We start from the raw sequence: 22,182 nt of genomic DNA, 5'->3' as shown, positions 1-22,182 counted from the left end.
GACACTTCACACACCACACACATGACAGACTCCGATTCCACCTTCGACACCGAGGTATACTACGATGATGACGCGGACCGCGCACAGATCGACGACAAGACCGTTGCCGTGCTCGGCTACGGCAGCCAGGGGCACGCCCACGCGCAGAACTTGGACGACTCCGGCGTCGACGTGATCGTCGGCCTGCACGAGGCCTCCTCCTCGCGCTCGGCCGCCGAGAACGACGGCCTGCGCGTCGAGACGCCCGCCAAAGCCGCCGCAGAGGCGGACATCGTCTCCGTGCTCGTGCCAGATACCGTCCAGCCGGACGTGTGGGAGGACATCCGCGAGGGTGTCGAGGAGGGTGACACCCTCCAGTTCGCCCACGGCTTCAACATCCACTACAACCAGATCGTCCCGCCGGCGGGGGTCGACGTGACGATGATCGCGCCGAAATCCCCGGGCCACCTCGTGCGGCGTAACTACGAGGCCGGCGAGGGGACGCCCGGATTGCTGGCCGTCTACCAGGACGAAACGGGCGGCGCGCGCGAGGAGGCCCTCGCGTACGCCCACGCCATCGGCTGTACCCGTGCGGGCGTCGTCGAGACGACGTTCCGCGAGGAGACGGAGACGGACCTGTTCGGCGAGCAGGCGGTGCTGTGCGGCGGCGTCACCTCACTCGTGAAGCAGGGGTACGAGACGCTCGTCGACGCGGGCTACTCCCGTGAGATGGCGTACTTCGAGTGCCTGAACGAGATGAAGCTCATCGTCGACCTCATGTACGAGGGCGGGATGGGCGAGATGTGGGACTCGGTGTCGGACACCGCCGAGTACGGTGGGCTCTCGCGCGGCGACGAGATCGTCGACGAGCATGCCCGCGAGAACATGGAGGAGGTGCTGGAGGCGGTGCAGGACGGCACCTTCGCCCGCGAGTGGATCGCCGAGAATCAGGCCGGCCGACCCTCCTACACGCAGCTTCGCGAGGCCGAGAAGAACCACGACATCGAGGACGTGGGCGAGAACCTCCGCGCGCTGTTCGCGTGGGGCGCCGACGAGGAGGCGGAGGCCGAATCGGACGAGGAGAAAACCGAGGTACGCGCCGATGACTGAGGATCGAGATCAGACCGCCGCGACTGACGGTGACCGCAACGGCGACACCATCGCCGACGTGGACCACACCGCCCCGTACCCGGAGCCGAACGACGTGTGGTCGCGCGGGCGTTCGCGCGCGAGCGACGACCCGGGAGACGTCCGCCGATGAGCGAGGGAACGCTGTACGACAAGGTGTGGGAACGCCACAAGGTGGCCGACCTGCCGAACGGACAGGACCAGCTGTTCATCGGCCTCCACCTCGTCCACGAGGTGACGAGCCCGCAGGCGTTCGGCATGCTGCGCGAGCGCGACATGGAGGTCGCGTTCCCGGACCGTACCGTCGCGACGACCGACCACATCGTCCCGACGACGAGCGAGGGGCGCGAGCGCCCGCTCGCAGACGAGCGCGCCGAGGAGATGCTCACCCATCTGGAGCGCAATACCGAGGACGCGGGCATCCGCTTCTTCGGCCTCGACGACGACCGGCAGGGTATCGCCCACGTCGTCGGCCCCGAGCTGGGCTTCGTCCAGCCGGGCATGACCGTGGTCTGCGGCGACAGCCACACCTCCACCCACGGCGCCTTCGGCGCCATCGGGATGGGGATCGGCACCAGCCAGATCCGCGACGTGTTCGCCACCGGCTCCATCTCGGCGGACAAGAAGGCCGTCCGGCGCGTCGAGATCACCGGCGAACTCGGCGACGGCGTCGGCGCCAAGGACGTCATCCTCCACGTGATCCGCGAGCTCGGCGTCGACGGCGGCGTCGGCCACGTGTACGAGTACGGCGGCGAGGCGATCCGGAGCCTCGACATGGAGGGCCGCCTCGCGGTGTGTAACATGTCCATCGAGGGCGGGGCCCGCGCGGGCTACATCAACCCCGACGAGACTACCTACGAGTATCTGGAGGGTCGGGGGTTCGCCCCCGAGGGCGAGGCGTTCGAGGAGCGCAAGGAATACTGGGAGTCCATCCGCTCGGACGAGGACGCTGAGTACGACGACGTGGTCGAGGTCGACGCCGACGGCCTCGCGCCGCAGGTGTCGTGGGGAACCAATCCCGAGCAGGTGGTCGGCGTCGACGAGCCGGTGCCCGAGCCGGCCGAGACGCGCGACCCCGAGGCCGCAGAGACCGCACAGGCGCACACCGAGGTCACGCCCGGCGAGACGATGGCGGAGCACGAGGTCGACGTGGCGTTCCTCGGCACCTGCACGAACGGCCGCGTCGCGGACTTCCGCGAGGCGGCCCGCGTGCTGGCGGGCCGCGCGGTCGACGACGACGTGCGCGCGCTCGCCGTCCCCGGCTCCGGGACGGTCAAGCGCACGCTGGAGGCGGAGGGCATCCATCGGGTATTCAAAGACGCCGGCTTCCAGTGGCGCGAGGCCGGGTGCTCGATGTGTCTGGCGATGAACGACGACGCGCTGGAGGGCGATGAGGTGTGCGCGTCCTCCTCGAACCGCAACTACGTCGGTCGCCAGGGGAGCACCGAGGGACGCACCCACCTGATGTCGCCCGCGATGGTCGCCGCCGCGGCCGTCGAGGGCGCCGTCACCGACGTGCGCGAGTTCGACACCGCCGACGAGGTGGGATCGGGATCGGGATCCCCCGTCGCGGACGCGGAGGTGGACGGATGAGCGACGACGCGCCGGTCGCCGACGACCGGAGCGACGAGCCCCGCGAGGGGACGGCCGTCCCCGCGATCCGGCGGGTGGCCGGCACCGGAGTGCCGATCCGGGGCGACGACATCGACACCGACCAGATCCTCCCCGCGCGGTTCCTGAAGGCGGTCACCTTCGACGACATGGGCGAGTACGCCTTCTACGACCAGCGTCGCGACGACGAGGGAACCCTCAACGACCACCCGCTGAACGAGTTCCAGGGGGCCAACGTCCTCGCGGTCAACGACAACTTCGGCTGTGGCTCCTCCCGCGAACACGCCCCGCAGGGGCTGATGCGCTGGGGCGTCGAGGCCATCGTCGGCGAGTCGTTCGCGGAGATCTTCCAGGACAACTGCAAGTCGCTGGGGATCGCGACGCTCGCGGTCGACCACGAGGACGCCGTCGACCTCCAGGACTTCATCGAGGCGACCCCCGACGCCGGCATCGAGGTCGACGTGCGCGAGGAGACCGTCCAGTACGACGGGAAGACCGTCGAGGGCGAGGTTCCAGACGCGATGCGCGAGGCCCTGCTGGAGGGCATCTGGGACACGACCGCCGTGATGCGGACGAACCTCGACCGCGCGAAGGCGGTCAACGACAGCCTGCCCTACACCGATGACTGAGGGATCGAGAGGCGACGCCGACGCTCCCCCCGAGATCGCGGTGATCGAGGGCGACGGCATCGGCCGAGAGGTCGTCCCGGCGGCCGTCGAGGTGCTGGAGGCCGTCGGCGACTACGCGTTCGCCGAGGCCGAGGCGGGCGACGCGACGCTCGACGAGACGGGTGAGGCGCTGCCCGCGGAGACGTACGACCTCGCAGCGAGCGCGGATGCGACGCTGTTCGGCGCCGCCGGTGAGTCGGCCGCCGACGTGATCCTCCCGCTGCGGGAGGCCGTCGGCTCGTTCGTCAACGTCCGCCCCGCGCGGGCGTACCTCGGCGTCGACGCGCTCCGACCGGAGACGGATCTAGTCTTCCTCCGGGAGAACACCGAGGGTGTGTACGCGGGCCACGAGGACCGTCTCACCGACAACGTGTCGACGCTGACGCGGGTCGTCACCGAGTCGGCCTCCCGCAGGCTCGGCGAGTTCGCCTGCGAGTACGTCGCCGAGCGCGGCCACGACGGCTTCACGGTCGCGCACAAGGCCAACGTGATGCGCGAGACGGACGGCCTGTTCCGCGACACCGTGCTCGCGGAAGCCGAGCGGCGCGGCGTCGACGCCGACACCGTCCTCATGGACGCGTTCGCGACGCGGGTGTGTCTCGACCCCGAGCAGTTCGGCGTGGTCGTCTGCCCCAACCTCGCGGGCGACGTGCTCTCGGACCTGGCCGCCGGCCTCGTGGGGGGACTCGGCCTGCTCCCCTCCGCGAACGTCGGCGAGGAGCGCGGGCTGTTCGAGCCGGTGCACGGCACCGCGCCCGACATCGCCGGCAAGGGCGTCGCGAACCCTTCGGCGACGATCCTCTCGGCGGCGATGCTCGTCGAGTCGCTCGGCGACGACGACGCCGGCGCGCGCATCCGGTCGGCCGTCGAGGGCGTCCTCTCCGACGGCCCGCGCACGCCCGACCTCGGCGGCGAGGCGACGACCCGCGAGGTCACGGACGCGGTGCTCGCGCGGCTGTAACTCCTCGACCGACAACGCGTCGGGACGCCGTCGACGCCGCCGCCGGCCTACTCTTGATAGGCGAGTCGGACCTGTTCGAACTTCCCCTTCGATTCGAGGTGTCGCTGGAGTTCGTCGGCGTACTCCTGGGTGAGCCCCTCTGCGGCCTCGAGCGTCTGGTCGTCGACGCCACTGCCCCCCCCACCGAGGAGGGCATCCTTGATGTCCGAGACGATCTCGCCGAACGCGCCACCAGAGGAGTCACCGCTCGGGTCGGCACCGCTCATCGCGCCCATCTGTTGGGAGATGTTGTCCAGCTCCGGGATGATCTGCGGCAGCTTCGAGGTGTCGGCGACGATGCGGGCGTTCTCGGGGTCGTCGGCGTCTTCGATTTCGAACTCGACGGCGGTCATGATCAGCCCCCACTCCTGGTTCGAGAACTCCGACTGGCGGAGCCGGTCGGTGAACTCGCGGTCGACGGTCATGCGCTCTCCGACGATCGCGTCGGTCCAGTCACTCATATCCGCACGATCGCGGGCGGCGGGTATGTCGGTTTCCCTCGCACGACGGCGGCCGCGCGGCGTCGCGGCGGTGGACGAACCGGAACGCGTATCGGCGGACGGCCGCTCCCCTCGGCATGGGATTGCTGGATCGCATTCTCGGAGTGGACGCCGCCGCCGACGCCCCCGGGACGGCACGCGAGTCCCCTGTCGACGCCGGCGCCGCCGGGCCACACGGACCGTGGCGCGACGCCGACGGGAGCCTCGCGACGCCGCGAGGGGTTGCGCTGTTCGTCGACGGGCCGAACGTCTTCCGCGAGGAGTTCGACGTGGACCTCGCGGATCTGCGGGGGGCCGCGACGCGTGGGGACGGGACCGGAGGCGACCTCGTCACCGCGCGCCTGTATCTCGACGAGCACGCCACGCCGGGGCTGATCCAGGCCGCGGAGGCGAACGGCTTCCAAGTGATCACCACCAGCGGCGACGTGGACGTGAAACTCGCCGTCGACGCGGCGTCGTTCGCGGCCGAGCGCCGAGCGGCCACCGTCGCGATCGCCTCCCGCGACACCGATTTCAAGCCGGCGCTGGAGGTCGCCAACGAGTACGGCCTGCGGACGCTCGCCATCGCCCCGGGGAGCTACGGCCGCTCGGACGCGCTCCGCCGGAGCGCGGACGACGCGGTGACGCTCGGGGAGTAGTTCCGCTCGCGGGCTAACAGTGGCCGCCGCTCGGGAGGAACCCCTGCGAGACGGCCCGCAGTTCGGTTTCCGTCTCCGTGACCAGATACGTCGCCTCCGTGTACGCGCCATCGGCCGACGACTCCGGTTCGCCGTCGCCGTCGCAGTCGAACGAGACGCTGTACCCGACGGTGACGCGGACGATGACGGCGGTTCGGTTCCGGTCGACGACCTCGAACTCGTCGGGGCGGAGGATACCGAACGACAGTCCCGTGAGGGTGTCGTTCCCCGCGGCGATCCGCTCGATCCGCGCCTGCTCGGCGGCGACGGCTCGCTCGCCCGCGACCTCGTCCGAGACGGGCGGTGTCACGGGCGCCGTCTGGGTCGGTGTCTGTCCCGGGGTCGACGTTGCGGACGGCGGTTCGGTCGGCGTGTCGGTCGCGGGGGTCGCCACGCCGGCGGGGCCAAGGCACCCGGCGGCGACGACGAGAACACAGAGCACGACCGGACGGAAGGCGTTGGTCACGCCGGGAGCCAACGGCGAATCGGGTAAGTGCTTTCCGCCGCGCTACGCCAGCGGCGTCCGCTCGACGACGGTGCCGTCATAGGTGGGGTACTGCTCGACGACCTCGCCGTCGTCGAGGTCACCCTCCGCGATCATCTCCTCCAGCAGCCACCACGCGACCTCGACGTGCTCGGACTTGACCGAGTAGAACTCCTCGGGCACCTCCAGCGCCTCGAACCGGTCGGGATCGGTGTACGTCTTCCCGTACACGAGGGTGCCGTCGTCGGTCACCTCGTCGAACGGGCGCCGGAGGTTGCGCGCCATGCGCTTGAGCCGGTTGCGGTGCTGGGCGGCGTCCTTGAACACGGAGGTACAGAAGTAGACGCGCTCGTGGTCGCCCATCACGTCGAGGATGGCCTCCTTCGAGCCCTCGACGGCGGACATGTGCCCCTCCTGGAGCTCGAAGCCCTGCTCTTGCATCCGGCGGTAGTTCCCGTCGGACATCTCGAACTCGTTGATGTTGCAGAACTCGGCGGCTCCCTCGTCGAGGAACTCCAGGAACTCTTCTTCGGCGCGGATGCCGGGGATCTCGAACGCCGGCGTCAGGCCCTCCTCGCGGGCGACGTAGAGGATGTCTTCCCACTCGGTGCCGTGGAGATCGCCCCACTGCTCGACGGGCGGGTGAAAGCGGATCTCGTCGAGGCCAGCCTCCGAGAGGCGACGCATGTTCTCGCGGCCGCCGGTGATCCCCGTGTAGAGGTGGGTGTGGTGGTCCTCGCCGAATTCGTCTTTGAGCAGGCGGAGGTAGCGGGTCGTCTTTCCCATCGCCTCCTGCGGCTCGCCACCGGTGATGGAGGTGCCCAGCGCCGACATCCGCTTGGCCTCCTCGATCACGTCCTCGTCGGACTCGACGAGGCGCTCGTTGGCGTACACGTCGGTGACGTTCTTGCGGTTCTCACCAAGCGGGCAGTAGAAGCAGTCGCGCTGGTCGCAGTAGCCGTACACGAACAGCACCATCTTCCCGCCCTTGGAGCACTGTTCACAGCCCTTCGAAATCATTCGGTATGCGATATACCCGGCCGAGCGGCAAAAACGGTGCGATACTGGGTCGTTCGTCCGTGTGGGGCAGTGTCGCGGGCGATATCCGGGCGGCGACGTCGGGTAACCGAACCACGAAACTGATATCGCTCGCGCTCGTCGTCCCGGCAATGTCACGAGAGGCACGCAGACGGGAGCTCATTCGGGCGGCGGGCGGAGCACTCGCGTTGGGGAGCGCGACTGCGACGAGCGGCTGTCTCGGCGCTATCACCGGGTCCAAGCCGCTCACGTTCTCGGCGAACGTCGCGTCGGTCCCGCAGTCGACGCTGGAGTCGACGGGGTTCTCCAAGTACAAGATCGACCCGCTTGTGTTGACGCGGGAGTTCACCGTCGCGGGGCAGACCCGCGAGGTCGAAGTCACCAACCAACTCGCGCAGTACGACAAAGCCGCGGAGGTGCTCGGCCAGCGCGTCCGCGCGTCGATGTTCGTGGCGCTGTCGACGCCGGCGGTGGAGATCGCCGGGCAGACGTTCAACCCGGTCGGCGAGCTGAGTACCCGCGATCTCGCACGGCGGATGCTCACCCGGTACGACGGGATCAGCGGCCTCCAGTCGACGGGTGAGGAGACGGTGTCGATCCTCGGAACCGACACGACCGTCGGGCTGTTCACCGCCGACGCGACGATCGCCGAGGGCGTCACGACGGAGGTGACGATCCACGTCTCCGAGGCCGCGCGCGCGGGCGCAGACTTCGTCGTGACCGTCGGCGCGTACCCGTCGCTGCTGTCGGGCCAGGGCGACGACGTGCGCACGATGATGCGCGCCGTCACTCACAACGAGGGGTAGTCCCGGATGCGCGAACGCCGACTCCGCAGGCGAGAGCTACTCGCGGGCGGGGCGGCCGTCGGTGCGGCGTCGCTGACGGGCTGTCTCGACACGCTCGGCGGCGGCGACGGGGCCCCGGCGACCGAGCGCGTCGAGGGCGAGCGCGCGCGAACGCTCGCCGAGGCGCACGCGCCGGAGCTGTACTTCGGCGTCGGCGAGCGCTGGTTCCCGACGGACCCGCGGGCGTACGCGGGCGACTACGGCGACGAGTCGGTGCTCGACGGGTTCGCGGCCGTCGACGGCTACGCGCGCGACTACGACCCCAGCGGCGAGCCGCCCCACCGGACCGTCTTCTACAACGTCGTTCAGTACGCCGGCACGGATCTGGTCGTCGTCCAGTACTGGCTGTACTCGGCGTTCGACCAGTTCACGACCAACTTCCACTGGCACGACTGGGAACTGCTCCAGGTGTTCCTCGACGTGAGCGAGGACTCCGGCGACCCCGATGGTGGCGCGCCGACGCTGTTCGTCGCCTCGGCGCACGCCCGGTCGGTGCCGAACAACGAGTTCCTCGACCCCGGGACCGGGCGAGCGAGCGTCATCAGCGAGGTCGGCAGCCACTCGTCGGCGCTGAGCGTCAACGAGACGCCGGCGGCCTTCGAGCGCCTGCCCGTGCCGACCGACATCGCCGACATCTCCAACGGCGTGCTCGCGCTGGCGGATATCCCAGCCGCCTACGGACTCCCCCGGGGGGAGGGGTTCCGGCTCCCGTTCTCGCTGCCGGAGCTGGACGGCGCGCCGATCCACGAGCACCCCGACCTCCCGAACGTCACGCGCGACCACCTCGTTCCCGCGTCGATGACGATCGATTCGGTGGCCGGACTCCCGTCGCCGCCGGCGGATCTCCCGCTTCGAGAGACCGGGCTGCGGCTCGCCCACGAGGGGTCGCCCACGGCGGCCGAAGCCGACTACGCGTACGCGCTCGTCCCGATGGGGGCGCTGACCGTCGAGGAGTTCACCGGGCCGCAGCTGAGCTTCGAGTTCGCTGTCCCCCGGTTCGCGGAGGACGCCGTCGCCTCCCACCTCACGACCACGGGCACGCCGACGGCGCAGCCGCGGTACACCAACCCGATCGCGGACGTGACTGACCCGCGCCACCGCGCCGCACTCTCCGAGCGGTTCGACGTGGACGTGACCGGCCTCGCGGGCGACGTGGTCGGCCTGCTCCGCGACGCGACGGGCACGGCTGAGGCGCCCGGCAGCAACGGGATCGAGACGACCGAGCCGTCCGTCGAACGCCTCGCGCTGCTGGAGTCCGACTTGGTCGTCGCGCCGACGTTCAACGGCGTGGTGGCGCTGCGCGACGTGCCCGAGGGCGAGCACCGCCTCACGGTCAACGGCGCCGGCGTCGCGCCGTACGCCCAGCGGGTCGCCCACGAGGCCGGCGACGAGCCCACGACGGTCGGCGTCGGCGGCGACGTGGTGCAGCCGCCCGCGGCGGACGCGGTGAAGCTGCGCGCGTCGCCGGCCGCGGACGCGCCCGGGTTCGAGCGCGTCGCCGTCGCCGACGACTTCGCTGGCGGCGTGTTCGACGGCCCGCCCCCCGTCGCGGACGCGGCGGGCGTCGCCGTGTACGTCCACCGCGAGGGCGCGTACACGGCCGAGGTCGAGGACGGCGACGGCCGGATCGGGGCGTTCCGGGTGAACCCCGGCGCCGACCAGTCGACTGCGACCGTCCGCGGGGCGGCCACGGGGAAGGCGTCGCTCACGTCGTACCTGCTCACGCTGCTGGTCGAGACGACGGCGCAGGCGACCGCCTTCGCCGACGGCGACGCCGACGGCATCGACGACGTGGGCGTGCCCGACAGCACCGCAGAGCAGCCGGGTGAGGCCGCCGCGGTCGTCGAGGACGTGCTCGCCGCGGCCGCCGAGGCGGCCGGCGATTCCGATGACGACGGCGGAGACGGCTCCACCGAGGCGGGTGATTCGGGCGGCGCTGGTGGCCCGGGCGGCGGCGGTCAGGGGGGAAGCGGTCTCACGGGTCTCCTGCGTGCGCTGTCGGCGACCACGACGGCCGCCGAGCGCGCGGACGAGGCCGCGCAGGCGGGCGACGCCGCGGCCGCCGACAGCCGTCTGCGGGGCCTCCGCCAGCGGACGGACGCGCTGACCGACGCCATCGAACGGAACCGCGACCGGCTGCCGGGACGGCTCCCGGCGCTCGTGGAGCGCAGGCTCCCGCAGGTGAACGAGCGGATCGATCAGGCGCTGGCTGCTGGCGAGTGACCCGGTGCCCGAGGGAGCCGCGGTCGCGACTCAGTTCGACGTGCGGTCCGGCTCGTCGGTCGGGTGTGGGCGGCTGCGTCCGTCGTCCGGATCGACGCGGAGGTACTTCGCGAACAGGTCGGCGACCCGGGTGTAGGCGTCCACGACGTTCTCGCACCGCCCGAAGCCGTGCGGCTCACCCTCGTAGCGGCGGAACTCGTAGCGCTTCCCGTGCGTCTCCAACTCGTCACAGAGCTGCTCGGACTGGCTGATCGGGACGCGGGCGTCGTCCTCGCCGTGGAGCACGAGCAGCGGGTCCTCGATGCCCTCGACGTGGCGAATCGGCGACGCCGCGCGGTAGTTCTCCAGGTCCGTCGCCACGTCGCCGAGTTCGCGCTTCATGAGCTGCCAGCCGATGTCGTCGGTGTCGTCGAGGAACGTCTCGTAGTCGTACACGCCGTAGAAGGCCGCGCCGGCGCGGAAGCGGTCGGAGCTGCCGAGCGCGTTCACCGCCATCAGCCCGCCGCCGGAGCCGCCGTAGATGCCCGACCGCTCGCCGTCGACGGCGTCGTACGCCGCGTCGGCGGCGTCTGCCGCCCGGATCACGTCGTCGAGGTCGCCGCCGCCCCAGTCGCCGTCGTTGGCCATGCGGAACGCGCGTCCGTAGCCGTCGCTGCCGCGGTAGTTCGGAAGGATCACACAGTAGCCGAGCGCAGCGAGGTACGCCGCGCGGTGGTCGAACCGGAAGCGATCGAAGGACGTGGGGCCGCCGTGGGCCTTCACGAGCACCGGCACGGACTCGTCGTCGGCGTCGGCGGCGGGCGGGTAGACGACCGCCTGGATCTCCGTCCCGTCGGAGCCGTACGTGAGCGTCGTCGGCGTCGGGACCCGCGCGCCGAAGTCGGGCGACGCGCTCGGCGTCACCCGCTCGCCCGCGGAGGCGTTCCACACCGTCGCAGGCTCGTGGGGCGTGTCGCGGACGGTGAGCACGTCGCCGTCGCGCCACCGCGGCGCCGTGTGGAACGCGTCCTCGTCGGTCAGCTCGTCGGCGAAGCCGTCGCGGTCGACGACGTGAACGTCCGCGCGGGCGTCTCGCGTCACGGTGACCGCGAGGGTCTTGCCCGACGGGCTCCATGCGGGGTCGGCGACCTCCGCTCTCTCGATGGCGTACAGCTCCTCGGACTCCGCATCGCTCTTCGAATCACCCTCGCGGCCGTCGATCAGGGCGACGGCGTCGAAGCCGCTCGCGTCGTGGACGAACGCGACCTCCGTCGAGTCGGGGCGCGGGCGGACGTTCTGCACGCGCACGCCCTCGGCGGCGAACACCTCGCGGACCCCCTGCCCGCGGCCCGCGTCGTCGCGGTCGACGGCGACGAGGTCCGCCTCGTAGTCGAACAGGTGGCGGTGCTCGCTCCGGGTCGCGTACACCGTGCCGTCGTCGGCGACGGCGGGGTCACCGTAGAGGAACTCGTCGTCCGCGAGCGCCTCGACGCGCGAGCCGTCGGCGGCGACGAGCGCGAGCGACGCGCGCGAGAAGTGGTCGGTCACGACCGCGATGGCCTCGCCGTCCGGGCCGTACGCGAGGCCCAAGTCCGGTTCGTCGTAGCCGGTGAGCGTCTCGATCCGGCCGGTCTCGACATCGACCGTCGAGAGGTCCCCCTCACTCGAAAGGAACGCCACCGCCTCGCCGTCGGGGTGCCAGTCGAACCACGCGGGGTCGCCGCGGCCGTAGCGCATCGCCGTGACGCCCGCGCTGGTCAGGCGGGTGTCGGTCGCGCCGTCCCACAGCCACAGGTCGATCCGGCCCTCGCGGGCCTTCGCGTAGGCCACGCGGTCGTCGTCGGGAGCCGGCGCAGCCTGGACGACCGCGTCGGCGCTCGCCATCGCGGCGAGCAGGTCGTCGGCGTCGGTGTCGCGGAGGTCTCGTCGGTACACGGCTGCCGGTGGCGCTGTGGCGGCTTGTAGCTCGGGGTCGCGGCACGCCGCGTCCGAAGCGGCGGGGCGACGGCGATGCCGTCGGGCGGCCCTGTCCCCGGAAGGACAACCGTTACGTACGCGCGCGCGCAAGCCAAACCATGACCGAGGAGACCGATCTGGAGGAGCTCAAGCGCGGGACCGACCTGGTCAAGCGCGGGTTCGCGCGGATGCAGAAGGGCGGCGTTATCATGGACGTGGTCAGCCGCGAGCAGGCCCGGATCGCCGAGGACGCCGGCGCGGTCGCCGTGATGCACCTCGAGTCCGTCCCCGCCGACATCCGCAAGCGGGGCGGCGTCGCGCGCATGGCCGACCCCGGCAAGCTCGAGACGGTGATCGACGAGGTGTCGATCCCCGCGATGGGCAAGTGCCGCATCGGCCACACCGCCGAGGCGCAGATCCTTGAGGCCGCCGGCGCCGACATGCTCGACGAGTCCGAGGTGCTCACGACGGCCGACGAGCGCTACCACATCGACAAGCGCGAGTTCACCGCGCCGTTCGTCTGTGGCGCCCGCAATCTCGGCGAGGCGCTCCGGCGCATCGACGAGGGCGCGGCGATGATCCGCACGAAAGGCGAGGCCGGCACCGGCGACGTGAACCAGGCGGTCACCCACCAGCGCTCCATCCAGCGCTCGATCCGGAAGCTGTCGGGAATGAACTACGAGGAGCGCGACGAGTGGGCCCGCGAGCACGAGGCCCCCCGCGAGCTGGTCCACGAGACGGCCGACATGGGCCGGCTCCCGGTCGTCAACTTCGCCGCCGGCGGCATCGCGACGCCCGCCGACGCCGCGCTCATGATGCAGCACGGCTGCGACGGCATCTTCGTCGGCTCGGGCATCTTCGGTGCGGAGGACCCGAGCAAGATGGGCGAGGCAATCGTCCAGGCGGTCAACAACTATGATGACCCCGAGACGCTCACGGAGATTGCGAAGGGCATCGGCGCCGGCATGAAAGGCCAGGCGAACGAGACGATGCCCGAGGAGGAGAAGCTGCAGGGCCGCGGCGTCTGACCTGGGGTACCCGCGCCGGCCGTCCGACCGCGCGAACGTTGTTCTGCGATACTGACCCCAGAGCCGCGCGACCGGTGATCTGAGATCGGCCGCGGGGCGCACGCGGGTGCGCGACACGCCGTCCCGCGGAGCGCGCGTGCCGTGTCGCCTGTCAGCCACGAGTCGGGAGTCGCTTCCGGGTGCGCTGCGGGTACGTGGGTCGCCGGACGGTCCGCGGGTCGAGGCGTTGAAACTGTCGGGGACCGTACCACGGCCATGGACGACGACGCCGACCCGCTGGCCGATGTCGACCCCGAGACCAATCCCGTCGTTCTCTTCGACGGCGTCTGCAACCTCTGTCACGGCGCGGTCCGATTTCTCGTCCGCCACGACGACGCCGGCGTGTTTCGCTTCGCGCCGCTGGACTCGCCGGTCGGGCAAGCGCTGCTGGAGCGACACGGCCTCCCGATGACCGATCACGACTCGGTCGTCCTGGTCGACGACGCCGGCACGCACACGAAGTCGACGGCAGCGCTGCGGATCGCGCGACGGCTCGACGGACCGTGGCAGTCGCTGTGGGCGCTTCGAGTCGTGCCGTGTCGACTCCGCGATGCGGCGTACGATCTGGTCGCCGCGTACCGCTACGGCGTGTTCGGGAAGACGGACGCCTGCGAGGTGCCGGATCCGGAGGTCAGCGCGCGGTTCGCCGAGCGCGCGCTCGAGTGAGCCGCTCGCGGTCGGTCGGTCGGCACGCTACAGCACCGTCGCGCCGTCGCCGACGACCGTCTGGTACGCGCGCGAGCCGACGCCGGCGTCGGCGAATCCCTCGACCATCGCGGCGGCGACGGACCGACGCTCGCCGGGTTCACACACCGCGAGCACGCTCGGCCCGGCGCCGCTGACGGTGACGCCCGTCGCGCCGGCCGCGAGTGCTGCCTCCCGGACGCCCGCGTAGCCGGTGATGAGCTCTGCGCGCGCCGGCGTCACCACGGGGTCGTCCATTCCCCACCCGACCAACTCAGGGTCCGAGCGGCACATCCCAGCCGTCAGGGTCGCGGCGTTTCCGACGGTCTCGACGTGGTCGCGCATCGACACCGACTCGGGGACGACCCCGCGCGCGTCGCGTGTCGAGACGACCACCTCTGGGAGACACGCGACCAGCGGCAGCTCCGCGTCGACGCTCGTCGCGCCGTCGTCGCTTCGGACGACCGTGAAGCCACCCAACAGCGCGGGTGCGACGTTGTCCGCGTGGGCCTCCCCGGAGACGACCGCTTCGCCCTCGGCGGCGACCGGGACCAGCCCGTGACGGGTGTACCCGCGATCGTAGAGGTCGTTGAGCGCGACGGCGGCGGCCGCCGCCGAGGCGGCCGAGGAGCCGAGCCCCGAAGAGGGACGCACGCCTTTGTCGATGCGGATATGCGCCGGGGCGTCGAGGGCGTCGGCGACGGCGCCGACGACGTTCTTCTCCGGGTCGGTTGGGATGAACTCCGCGCCCGCCCCCGTCACCTCGATACGCGTCTCGGCCGCGCGTTCGACGGTGACAGTGTCGGCCGGGTGCGAGAGGGCGACGCCGAAGGTGTCGAAGCCGCTACCGAGGTTCGCGCTGGTCGCCGGCGCGCGGGCGGTTACCATGCCGCGTCGGTCCGGCGCGGCGGGCAAAAGGATGACGTTCGGCGCGAGCGTCTGCCGCTCCGTTTCGGTCCGCAAGCGATTCCGCCCAAACGAGTCTCCGGGCTCTGTCCCGTTGTTACCGTCGGGAGACGACGAACACGAGCGGCCCGACGACGACGAGCACGATGCCGAGGAAGAGGTAGTGAACCGGCACAAGCGACTGCGGCGTCAGCAGGAAGATCACGCCGAACAGCATCGTGTTGATCGCCATCGCCTTCCGGGACACCGGTAGCGTCGCGAGCGTCGTCAACACGAACCCGAGCAGCAGCGCCTGTCCGACGTTGTACGGGAGCAGGAAGCTGTCGACGATCTGGAGCGGGATCATCTCTTATCTCCAGTTCGCCTCGGCCGCCGCATTAACGTTCCGTTATCGCTCCTTTCCTGTCCGCCCACGCGGCCAATCGGTGGGGCTCGTCCCGAGTCGATCCACGCTGCGGCGCCGCGGCGATGGACGCTCTCGCGGGTCACTGCGGCCGGTCGCCAGCCGAACCGGCCCGACCACCCTCCGTGGGTTCAGCGGAGCCACCGGACCGGTCGTCGGCAATGCCGTCCCGGCCGGCGTCCGTCTTGTCGCTGCTGGCTCCGCCCCCGGGGCCCCGCGAGGAGCCGGACGGCGGGACCTCCCGTCGGGCGCTCGGACCGGTGATGTCGATCGGGCGGATCCAACCGTACCACACCGCGAAGACGGTGAGTCCGTACCCGAAAATAAACACGATTCGACCGAGGTCGTTGTAGCCGAGGACCCCGAGTTGTCGTCGGACGACCCCGGTTCCGGCGATGCCGACGACCAGAACCGCCGCGAGGAGGAGCCGATCCCAGGTGATCCGGTCGCGAAGCCGCGTGTCGTCGCCCATACCCCGTGTGGGAACCCCAGCACCGAGAATCCCGCGATCCGCGGTGGGACGGCGTCGCACGGCGTCACAAACGCTTTGCCACGGGACCGGCCCTCTGGGATATGGATTACCGCCGGATCCCCGACGCACACGAAGCCGCCTTCGACGACCGGCTCGTCTACGCGTTCTCGCCGGAGCGCGGCCCGAATCACGAGCCGGAGGGCCCCGATCGCCCGGGGTCGTTTCACCCGCGGGGGCTCTACGACGCCCAGGAGTCCGACGCTGTCGACCGAGGCGACCTCGACGCCGGGGACCTCACAGTCGTCTGTGGCTACCACGACTTCTCCGCGCGGATCCGCGGCGGTGTCCGCGACGTGGCGGGCGTGTCTGCGGTCGCGTCGCCCCCCGAGGCTCGACGCCGAGGCCTCGTCGGCGACCTCCTCACGCGAGTTCACCGAGAGCTCCGTGATGACGGCGTCGCGTTCGCCGCACTGTGGCCCTTCGAGTACCTCTTCTATCGACGACTCGGGTACGAGCGGATCTGCGACTACGCGCGGATCGAGATCGCTCCCGACGCGCTGGCGAGCGCGTGTCCCGACCCGGCAGGGTCGTACGAGCGCCTCGACGCCGACGACTGGCCCCGACTGGAGGAGGTGTACGACCGGTGGGCGAACGCCGCGTTCCGTCTCGACCGGAGCGAGGACTGGTGGCGGCTGCGCGTCTTCCATTCGTGGGACACCGACCCGTACGTCTACGGGTGGACGGACGGCGACCGCGGCGACGACCTCCGCGGCTACGTCGTCTATACGGTCCGGGGCGGCGACGACACGGAGGGCAAGACGATGGCCGTGAGCGAGTTCGCACACGTCGACCGCGAGGCGCGGGGGCACCTCCTCCGATTCTGTCGGAACCACGACTCGCAGGTCGAACGGCTCCGGTTCACCGGCCCCGCCGACACTCGGTTGTTCGACGACCTCGATGACCCTCGCGCCGCGGAGACGACGGTGAAACCCGGGCCGATGGCCCGCGTCGTCGACGCCGAGCGGGCGCTGGAGGCGATCGAGTATCCCGCCGATGTCGAGGAATCGATCGCGCTCGACGTGGCCGACGACACCTGCGAATGGAACGACGACGGCTTCCGTCTCAGCGTCGCGGACCGAAAGGGAACCGTCGAGCGCGTGGTCGATGGCGCTGCCCCCGACGTATCACTCGATATCGGGGCGCTCTCGCGGCTTGTCGTCGGCTCGCATGGCGCCGACGGGCTGGTCGAACTCGGCGATATCGATGTCGCCGGTGCGGAGGGACGCGACGCGCTCGCGGCGGCGTTCCCGCCAACGGATCCGTTCCTTCGAGAAGGCTTTTGAGATCCAACGAGACGGCTGTCTCCGGATCGATGGTAAGACAAACTATCGAACAGTTTCGGGGCCCAGCAAGACGTATTCCCGAACAAAACGAGAGACAACCGTCTCAGAATGTTAGAACGCGGAAATTGGGTGACTGGGGAGCCAACGGCCCCAATTCCGTCCGGACGAGGACCGTCCGGACCGGATATGGGCCAACGCGGATTTGAACCGCGGACCTCCCGGTTATCAGCCGAGCGCTCAACCTGACTGAGCTATTGGCCCAGGCGAGCGCATCTTCGAGTAGTGGAAGGGATTGGTTAAGCGTTTCCGTTCGCCACCGCCGCCGCGTCGTGCGGTTGCACGGCCCTCGACGGGTGGCCTACCGCGAACGGTCCTCGCTGTCGTCGCCATCGTCGACCTCCTCAAAATCGACATCAACGACGTCGTCGTCCGCGGCGTCAGTCGTGTCGCCGTCGTTCGCGGTCGCCCCGCTGCCGAAGCCCGCGGTGCCGGTGGCACTGGTCGCCCCGGCTGCGTCGCCGCCGCCGCCGGCACCCTCCGGGTTCGGGAAGCCGCCCGTCCAAACCGCCCCGGTGGCGAATCCGTCCATCCGCGCGTCGACGTACGGCACGACGACGTGCCGACGCAGCAGTTCGCGGATCGGGTACCGCGTCGGCGGGATCGCGAGCAGGAAGCCGATCGCGTCGGTCACCAGCCCGGGCGTGAGCAGGAACGCGCCCGCGGCGATCAGCAAGCCGCCGTCGAGCACTTCGCCCGTCGGTGCCTCGCCGGCCGCGAGCTTTCGCTGGACGGCCCGGAGCGTGTGGCGACCCTCGGCTCGCACGAGCAGCGTCCCGAGCAGCCCGGTGAGGACGACCAACGCGACCGTCTCCACCGCCGTCAGGAGATTCGCCGCCACCCACAGCAGGAACGCCGCGTCCGCGAGCGGGATCGCGAGCAGGGCCACGAGGAGGTAACGGACCCGAATGCGCATACCGTGGCTACCCGAGCACGCTGTATAGCCCTTTTGGAGGTGGCTCGCTCCCCGCGGACGCCGCGTTTGGTGGCGCGAGCAACGACCGGGAACGCCGACTTTACCCCCGGTCGCGCCCGAGCGCGGGTATGACCGACGACACGCGCGTCCAGTGGCGCGAGTGGGGAGACGACGCGTTCGCGGAGGCCGAGCGGACGGGCCAGCCGGTGCTGCTGTTCCTGACGGCGCCGTGGTGCGACGACTGTCACCGGATGCTCGTCGAGACGTTTGGCGAGCCGCGCATCGCGGCCAACGTCAACGACGGCTTCGTCCCGGTGAAGGTGGACGTTGACCGCGAACCCCGCGTTCGCGAGCGATACAACATGGGCGGATTCCCCTCCACCGTGTTTGCGACCCCGTCGGGCGAGCTGCTCACCGGCGCGACGTACCTCGGGCCCGACGGCTTCCGATCGGTGCTCGACCGCGTCCGCGAGACGTGGGACGGCCGCGGCGAGGACGCCGGGCGCGTCCCGCGCGCGCTCGCCGGGAACGAGACGCCGAGCGGTCCGGTGACGACTGCCATCGAGGAACACCTCGCGGGCCAACTCGACGCGCAGTGGGACCCCGAGTTCGCCGGCTGGGGCGACGACGCGAAGTTCCCCATACCGCGGACGGTCGAGTTCGCGCTCAAGCGCGACCGCTACAAAGCGACCCAGACGCTCGACGCGATCGAGCGCAACCTCGTCGACGACGACGGCGGCGTCTTCCGCTACGCCGCCGCGCGCGACTGGTCGGATCCGGCCCGCGAGAAGCTGCTCGCCGACGACGCCGGCGTCCTCCGCGCATTCGCCAACGCCTACCTCTACACCGGCGACGAGGCGTACCGCGAGGTCGCCGACGCGATCCGCGCGTTCCTCGACGACGACCTCTGGTCGGGGTTCGCCTACGGCGCGAGCGTCGGTCCCGACGGGGAGCGAACCGACCTCGCCGCCTACGCCGGCGGCAACGCCCTCGCGGCGGACGCGCTGCTCACGCTCGCGGCATACACGGACGACGAGCGCGCGCGCGAGTCCGGCGAGAACGCGCTCGCGTACCTCCGGAAGACGCTCGTCGATGACGACGGTACCGTCCGTCATCTCGACGCCGACGACGCCGAGACCGACCTTCTGGAGGACGTCGCTCGCGTCACCGCCGCGTTCTGCACCGCGGAGTCCGTGCTCGGCGACGGCGCCGATGTCGCCCGCGCGGTCGCCGACCGCGCGATCGACGTGCTCGGCGACGCCGACGCCTTCCGCGACGGGCCGGCCGCGGGTGTAGGGCTGCTCGATCGGCCGCTGCGCCCCATCGACGGCGTCGTCGAGTTCGCGGACGCGCTCGTCGACCTGGCTGCGATCGTCGGCGAGGACGCCTACCGCGAGCGCGCAGAGGCCGCGGTCGGCGCCTTCGCCGGTGCGACAGAGCGCATGGGCGCGCAGGTGGCCGGCTACGGCGCCGTCGCGGCGCGGCTCACCCGCGATCCGCTCGTCGTCGACGTGGGCGCGCCCGTCGGGTCCGATCTCCACCGCGCCGCGCTCCGCGTCGCCGACCACGAGAAGGTCGTCGTCCCCGAAAGCGACCGCGCGCCCGACGGCGCGGCCGCGCTCCGGGGCCGCGACGCCGACCCCGCCGAGTCGCCCGACGCGCTCATGCAGCAAGTCGCTGACGCGGCCGAGTGAGGACCGTCGGGCGCGGACACCGAATCTCCGGCGGAGTTCTCGATAAACGTGGAGTGTGTTTTTCATCCCGCGGTTCCTGTGGCGGGTATGGCCGACCTTCGCGACTTGGGGCTCTCGGAGTACGAGTCTCGCGCGTACCGATCGCTGCTCGACGTGGGACCGGCAACCGCCAAGGAGTTGTCCGACGCCAGCGGCGTGCCGATGGGCCGGGTGTACGACGTGCTCAACAGCCTCGAACGGCACCGGCTCGCCCGCAGTCAGGCCGCCAGTCGCCCGAAGAAGTACCTCGCGGTCGAGCCCGACGCCGCCCTCGATCGGCTGCTGGAGGAGAAGCGGCGCGAGCTCGACGAGCAGGCCGAGCAGTACGCGGCGGTCGTCGACGAGCTGTCGGCGGAGTTGGAGGCGGGCGAGCCGCCGGCCGAGCAGTTCTGGACGGCCGCGCTCGGCCCCGAGGAGACCGCCGACCTGCTGCTCGAACGCCTGTCTGCGGCCGACGAACGCGTCGTGATGATCGCCGCCGCGCCCGCGTCCGGGCTGGACATCGGCGACGTGGGCGAGGCGGTCGCCGAGGAGCTGGAGGCGGCGCTCGAACGGGGCGTCGAGGTGTCGCTGCTGTTATCTGAGGAGCTCCCCGCGCAGCTCCCCGAGAGCGTCGGCGACCGGTACTTCGACCGCATGGCCGACCACCCGAACTTCGAGGTCCGGACCGCCTCGGGGCTGCGCGGAACGTTCACGCTCGTCGACGATGCGGAGGTGTGCATGGAGGTGCCGAGTCCGGTCGACCCCGAGGAGTCGTTCGCGATGATCGACCTGAAAGACCCGGAGTTCGCGGGCGACGTTCGCCGGACGTTCCGCGAGCGCTGGAGCGAGGCGTCGCCCCTGGGGCTGTGACCGTGGCTACTCCCCGAGCTCTTCGCGAAGGGTGCCCATGCTGACCTCGCGCTCGGCGTGAGCGTTGTGCTGGTGGATGGACTCGTCGTTGGACTGCTTCATGTGGACGACCACGTCGTCGGAGAGGTGGTCGTACTCGTCGACCACGTCCTCGGCGAGCGCGCGGACACAGTCCTCGACGAACTTGGCGTCGGCGTGCGCCCGATACGTCATGTGGTCCTCGTCGGGACGCTTGGCGTAGTTGTAGATCCGCGCGGACATCGCGTCGCGGGCGGTGTCGATCACGTCGAGCAGATCGACATCCGGGGAGCCGTCGGCGGTGAACGTGAGCGTGGCGTGCCCGCGCTGGGAGTGGCCCGGCTGTGGGACGGCGTCGAGAAACTCCTCGGCGGTCTCGTCGTCGACCCCGAGGTCGTCGAGCTTCTCGCGGGCGCGCGACTCGGACATGCCCTGCGAGCACGGACAGACGGTCATGCCGGTCACCTCGGCGCCGATCTCCTCGCGAGTGCCGTCGTCGTCGGCGACCGCGCTGGCAACGACCGTGAACGTGGACTGCGTCTCGCGACCGGACGCGGGGGTGTCCTCGCGGGTCGCCAGTTCGGCGGTCATCTCGATCTCAGCGGTCGTCGTGTAGTCGTGTTTCGCGAGCAGGCGTTCGGCGGCGTCGCCGCAGACGTCCTCGATGCGGTACGCCTCCTCCCGCGTCGCCGCCTCCAGCACCTCGTCGATGACCTCCATGTTCCGGCTCATGTCGATCCCCTTGCGCTCTCTGGGGAGGTCGACGAACACGGAGAACTCCGCCATGAACACCCACGGCCGCTGGTCGCCGCGGTCGATCTTCACGAGCTTGTCGACGCCGGTCACCCCGACCTGGCTCAGTCCGACGGAGACGTCCGGCCGGCTGGCCTGCACGTCCGGCAACTGGTGACTCATTGAGTAGCTATTCCCAAGGGTCGACGCTGATTAGTGGTTTCGAAACCTGAAGATCGAGGTCGCGCGTCTACGGCCAGTCGTCGCGCGCGTCGTCGGCGAAGGGGTCGGACTCCTCGTCGGGGTCGGTCGTCGTCCAGCCGGCGGACTCCGCCGCCTGCGTCAACGGGAGGAACTCCCAGCCAGTCTCCTCGGCGACCGCGCGGTCCTCATCGGTCGTGCCGACGAACACGTGGCGGTCGGTGTCGAACTGGCGCTTCACGTTCTCCAGCGACTCGGCCACGCCGCGGGGGCCCGAGAAGAAGTCCTGCCGGACGCGGTGCTTCCGGGTGAAGTTGGTGACGACGTACGTGGGCTTCTCGGAGACCACGCCGACGTACTCGGTCCACCCGCGCGCGTCGTTGAACACCGTGTTCGGGTCGGCCAACGACTTCAGCGCGTCCAACTCAAAGGCGAGTGTCATGTCGCTCGAACCGCCGCCATCCATGGGCGTACTCCGAGAGTGGCGCCGAAAACGGTGTCGGTCCGGTCGTTCACTTCCGGTCGGTCGCTGGCCGCTGTCCGGTGCGACCGACGGTCCCTCGCCTGCGGCCGGGGCGTCGGCTACCCGCCCGCTCCGGTCGGATTCGACGACCCGGTAGTACGACGTCTGCACCACGACCTCTCCAGGGGCGAGGTCGGGGACCGACTGCCGTTCGCCTGCGATCAGCGCGTGAAAGTGGGTCCGCGTG

23 protein-coding genes and 1 tRNA gene are annotated in these 22,182 nt (G+C 70.7%); 13 read left to right on the top strand and 11 right to left on the bottom strand.

What is annotated here, in order from left to right:
- Positions 1-21 precede the first annotated feature (21 nt).
- From ilvC to BUE16_RS13665, 5 genes are read left to right on the top strand one after another with little or no spacing between them, the layout of a single operon-like run.
- Positions 22-1,089 (top strand): ketol-acid reductoisomerase, encoded by a 1,068-nt coding sequence (gene ilvC, locus BUE16_RS13680; RefSeq protein ID WP_073310679.1) that lies wholly within the window; start codon positions 22-24, stop codon positions 1,087-1,089.
- Positions 1,082-1,240 (top strand): hypothetical protein, encoded by a 159-nt coding sequence (locus BUE16_RS16740; protein WP_159435766.1) that lies wholly within the window; start codon positions 1,082-1,084, stop codon positions 1,238-1,240. The genes ilvC and BUE16_RS16740 overlap by 8 nt, the downstream gene beginning before the upstream one ends.
- Positions 1,237-2,700, top strand: coding sequence for a 3-isopropylmalate dehydratase large subunit (gene leuC / locus BUE16_RS13675; RefSeq protein ID WP_073310677.1), 1,464 nt, complete (start codon positions 1,237-1,239; stop codon positions 2,698-2,700). Before BUE16_RS16740 ends, leuC begins: the two co-directional genes overlap by 4 nt.
- Positions 2,697-3,347, top strand: coding sequence for a 3-isopropylmalate dehydratase small subunit (locus tag BUE16_RS13670; RefSeq protein ID WP_079991662.1), 651 nt, complete (start codon positions 2,697-2,699; stop codon positions 3,345-3,347). Before leuC ends, BUE16_RS13670 begins: the two co-directional genes overlap by 4 nt.
- Complete coding sequence (locus BUE16_RS13665; RefSeq protein WP_073310675.1) at positions 3,340-4,347, top strand: isocitrate/isopropylmalate dehydrogenase family protein; 1,008 nt, start codon at positions 3,340-3,342, stop codon at positions 4,345-4,347. Before BUE16_RS13670 ends, BUE16_RS13665 begins: the two co-directional genes overlap by 8 nt.
- Before the next feature lie 47 nt (positions 4,348-4,394).
- Here the strand turns inward: BUE16_RS13665 and BUE16_RS13660 are convergent, their stop codons facing one another.
- A complete protein-coding gene (locus BUE16_RS13660; RefSeq protein ID WP_073310673.1) occupies positions 4,395-4,847 on the bottom strand; it encodes a DUF5799 family protein in 453 nt (150 codons plus the stop codon).
- Between the two features lie 116 nt (positions 4,848-4,963).
- Between BUE16_RS13660 and BUE16_RS13655 the strand changes: the two genes are divergently transcribed.
- Positions 4,964-5,524, top strand: a complete 561-nt coding sequence (locus BUE16_RS13655; protein ID WP_079991661.1) for an NYN domain-containing protein — start codon at positions 4,964-4,966, stop codon at positions 5,522-5,524.
- A gap of 13 nt (positions 5,525-5,537) precedes the next feature.
- On the opposite strand, the gene BUE16_RS17025 is transcribed toward BUE16_RS13655, so the two are convergent.
- A complete protein-coding gene (locus BUE16_RS17025) occupies positions 5,538-6,029 on the bottom strand; it encodes a hypothetical protein (RefSeq protein WP_073310671.1) in 492 nt (163 codons plus the stop codon).
- 42 nt (positions 6,030-6,071) lie between these two features.
- Positions 6,072-7,067, bottom strand: a complete 996-nt coding sequence (locus BUE16_RS13645; protein ID WP_073310669.1) for a radical SAM protein — start codon at positions 7,065-7,067, stop codon at positions 6,072-6,074.
- Positions 7,068-7,216: 149 nt separating this feature from the next.
- On the opposite strand from BUE16_RS13645, the gene BUE16_RS13640 reads away from it, so the two are divergent.
- Positions 7,217-7,891, top strand: coding sequence for a DUF6517 family protein (locus BUE16_RS13640; protein WP_073310746.1), 675 nt, complete (start codon positions 7,217-7,219; stop codon positions 7,889-7,891).
- A 6-nt stretch (positions 7,892-7,897) separates the two neighbouring features.
- Positions 7,898-10,153, top strand: coding sequence for a hypothetical protein (locus tag BUE16_RS13635; protein WP_073310667.1), 2,256 nt, complete (start codon positions 7,898-7,900; stop codon positions 10,151-10,153).
- 30 nt (positions 10,154-10,183) lie between these two features.
- On the opposite strand, the gene BUE16_RS13630 is transcribed toward BUE16_RS13635, so the two are convergent.
- Positions 10,184-12,067, bottom strand: coding sequence for a S9 family peptidase (locus tag BUE16_RS13630; RefSeq protein WP_073310665.1), 1,884 nt, complete (start codon positions 12,065-12,067; stop codon positions 10,184-10,186).
- Positions 12,068-12,207: 140 nt separating this feature from the next.
- On the opposite strand from BUE16_RS13630, the gene pdxS reads away from it, so the two are divergent.
- On the top strand, positions 12,208-13,116 hold the full coding sequence (gene pdxS, locus BUE16_RS13625; protein ID WP_073310663.1) for a pyridoxal 5'-phosphate synthase lyase subunit PdxS: 909 nt from the start codon (positions 12,208-12,210) through the stop codon (positions 13,114-13,116).
- A 255-nt stretch (positions 13,117-13,371) separates the two neighbouring features.
- On the top strand, positions 13,372-13,821 hold the full coding sequence (locus BUE16_RS13620; protein WP_073310660.1) for a thiol-disulfide oxidoreductase DCC family protein: 450 nt from the start codon (positions 13,372-13,374) through the stop codon (positions 13,819-13,821).
- Positions 13,822-13,848: 27 nt separating this feature from the next.
- On the opposite strand, the gene BUE16_RS13615 is transcribed toward BUE16_RS13620, so the two are convergent.
- The 3 genes from BUE16_RS13615 to BUE16_RS17410 form a co-directional block, all read right to left on the bottom strand.
- Complete coding sequence (locus BUE16_RS13615; protein WP_073310658.1) at positions 13,849-14,727, bottom strand: homoserine kinase; 879 nt, start codon at positions 14,725-14,727, stop codon at positions 13,849-13,851.
- A 115-nt stretch (positions 14,728-14,842) separates the two neighbouring features.
- Positions 14,843-15,091 carry a hypothetical protein gene (locus BUE16_RS13610; RefSeq protein ID WP_073310656.1) on the bottom strand — a complete coding sequence of 83 codons (249 nt, stop codon included), beginning with the start codon at positions 15,089-15,091 and terminating at the stop codon, positions 14,843-14,845.
- A gap of 139 nt (positions 15,092-15,230) precedes the next feature.
- Positions 15,231-15,620, bottom strand: coding sequence for a hypothetical protein (locus tag BUE16_RS17410; RefSeq protein ID WP_073310654.1), 390 nt, complete (start codon positions 15,618-15,620; stop codon positions 15,231-15,233).
- A gap of 101 nt (positions 15,621-15,721) precedes the next feature.
- Here BUE16_RS17410 and BUE16_RS13600 point away from each other — a divergent pair, with 101 nt between their 5' ends.
- A complete protein-coding gene (locus BUE16_RS13600; protein WP_073310652.1) occupies positions 15,722-16,963 on the top strand; it encodes a GNAT family N-acetyltransferase in 1,242 nt (413 codons plus the stop codon).
- Between the two features lie 187 nt (positions 16,964-17,150).
- Here the strand turns inward: BUE16_RS13600 and BUE16_RS13595 are convergent.
- Positions 17,151-17,224 (bottom strand) — tRNA-Ile (locus BUE16_RS13595).
- A 97-nt stretch (positions 17,225-17,321) separates the two neighbouring features.
- The gene (locus BUE16_RS13590; protein WP_073310744.1) at positions 17,322-17,930 is read right to left on the bottom strand and encodes an FxsA family protein; all 609 of its coding nucleotides are present in this window, start codon (positions 17,928-17,930) and stop codon (positions 17,322-17,324) included.
- Positions 17,931-18,064: 134 nt separating this feature from the next.
- Between BUE16_RS13590 and BUE16_RS13585 the strand changes: the two genes are divergently transcribed.
- Positions 18,065-19,630, top strand: a complete 1,566-nt coding sequence (locus BUE16_RS13585; RefSeq protein WP_073310650.1) for a DUF255 domain-containing protein — start codon at positions 18,065-18,067, stop codon at positions 19,628-19,630.
- An 87-nt stretch (positions 19,631-19,717) separates the two neighbouring features.
- Positions 19,718-20,521, top strand: coding sequence for a TrmB family transcriptional regulator (locus tag BUE16_RS13580; protein WP_073310647.1), 804 nt, complete (start codon positions 19,718-19,720; stop codon positions 20,519-20,521).
- 6 nt (positions 20,522-20,527) lie between these two features.
- Here the strand turns inward: BUE16_RS13580 and mptA are convergent, their stop codons facing one another.
- Entirely contained in the window at positions 20,528-21,454 is a 927-nt protein-coding gene (gene mptA / locus BUE16_RS13575) for a GTP cyclohydrolase MptA (protein ID WP_073310645.1), read from the bottom strand.
- Between the two features lie 67 nt (positions 21,455-21,521).
- A complete protein-coding gene (locus BUE16_RS13570; RefSeq protein ID WP_073310643.1) occupies positions 21,522-21,938 on the bottom strand; it encodes a DUF7124 domain-containing protein in 417 nt (138 codons plus the stop codon).
- Positions 21,939-22,182: the final 244 nt, after the last annotated feature.

Origin of the sequence: Halobaculum gomorrense (assembly GCF_900129775.1) — an archaeon.
In the GTDB taxonomy this organism is placed as follows: domain Archaea; phylum Halobacteriota; class Halobacteria; order Halobacteriales; family Haloferacaceae; genus Halobaculum; species Halobaculum gomorrense.
This window is presented reverse-complemented; position numbering and strand designations above follow the sequence as displayed.

What these genes read in the sequence shown, in the direction of transcription:
- BUE16_RS13665 (WP_073310675.1), top strand. Translation starts at nt 3,340, where the DNA reads ATGACTGAGGGATCGAGAGGCGACGCCGACGCTCCCCCCGAGATCGCG.
- pdxS (WP_073310663.1), top strand. Translation starts at nt 12,208, where the DNA reads ATGACCGAGGAGACCGATCTGGAGGAGCTCAAGCGCGGGACCGACCTG.
- BUE16_RS13585 (WP_073310650.1), top strand. Translation starts at nt 18,065, where the DNA reads ATGACCGACGACACGCGCGTCCAGTGGCGCGAGTGGGGAGACGACGCG.
- BUE16_RS13600 (WP_073310652.1), top strand. Translation starts at nt 15,722, where the DNA reads ATGGATTACCGCCGGATCCCCGACGCACACGAAGCCGCCTTCGACGAC.
- BUE16_RS13635 (WP_073310667.1), top strand. Translation starts at nt 7,898, where the DNA reads ATGCGCGAACGCCGACTCCGCAGGCGAGAGCTACTCGCGGGCGGGGCG.
- BUE16_RS16740 (WP_159435766.1), top strand. Translation starts at nt 1,082, where the DNA reads ATGACTGAGGATCGAGATCAGACCGCCGCGACTGACGGTGACCGCAAC.
- BUE16_RS13610 (WP_073310656.1), bottom strand. Translation starts at nt 15,091, where the DNA reads ATGATCCCGCTCCAGATCGTCGACAGCTTCCTGCTCCCGTACAACGTC.
- BUE16_RS13640 (WP_073310746.1), top strand. Translation starts at nt 7,217, where the DNA reads ATGTCACGAGAGGCACGCAGACGGGAGCTCATTCGGGCGGCGGGCGGA.
- BUE16_RS13655 (WP_079991661.1), top strand. Translation starts at nt 4,964, where the DNA reads ATGGGATTGCTGGATCGCATTCTCGGAGTGGACGCCGCCGCCGACGCC.
- BUE16_RS13660 (WP_073310673.1), bottom strand. Translation starts at nt 4,847, where the DNA reads ATGAGTGACTGGACCGACGCGATCGTCGGAGAGCGCATGACCGTCGAC.
- BUE16_RS13670 (WP_079991662.1), top strand. Translation starts at nt 2,697, where the DNA reads ATGAGCGACGACGCGCCGGTCGCCGACGACCGGAGCGACGAGCCCCGC.
- BUE16_RS13580 (WP_073310647.1), top strand. Translation starts at nt 19,718, where the DNA reads ATGGCCGACCTTCGCGACTTGGGGCTCTCGGAGTACGAGTCTCGCGCG.
- BUE16_RS13615 (WP_073310658.1), bottom strand. Translation starts at nt 14,727, where the DNA reads ATGGTAACCGCCCGCGCGCCGGCGACCAGCGCGAACCTCGGTAGCGGC.
- BUE16_RS13645 (WP_073310669.1), bottom strand. Translation starts at nt 7,067, where the DNA reads ATGATTTCGAAGGGCTGTGAACAGTGCTCCAAGGGCGGGAAGATGGTG.
- BUE16_RS17410 (WP_073310654.1), bottom strand. Translation starts at nt 15,620, where the DNA reads ATGGGCGACGACACGCGGCTTCGCGACCGGATCACCTGGGATCGGCTC.
- BUE16_RS13570 (WP_073310643.1), bottom strand. Translation starts at nt 21,938, where the DNA reads ATGGATGGCGGCGGTTCGAGCGACATGACACTCGCCTTTGAGTTGGAC.
- leuC (WP_073310677.1), top strand. Translation starts at nt 1,237, where the DNA reads ATGAGCGAGGGAACGCTGTACGACAAGGTGTGGGAACGCCACAAGGTG.
- BUE16_RS13620 (WP_073310660.1), top strand. Translation starts at nt 13,372, where the DNA reads ATGGACGACGACGCCGACCCGCTGGCCGATGTCGACCCCGAGACCAAT.
- mptA (WP_073310645.1), bottom strand. Translation starts at nt 21,454, where the DNA reads ATGAGTCACCAGTTGCCGGACGTGCAGGCCAGCCGGCCGGACGTCTCC.
- ilvC (WP_073310679.1), top strand. Translation starts at nt 22, where the DNA reads ATGACAGACTCCGATTCCACCTTCGACACCGAGGTATACTACGATGAT.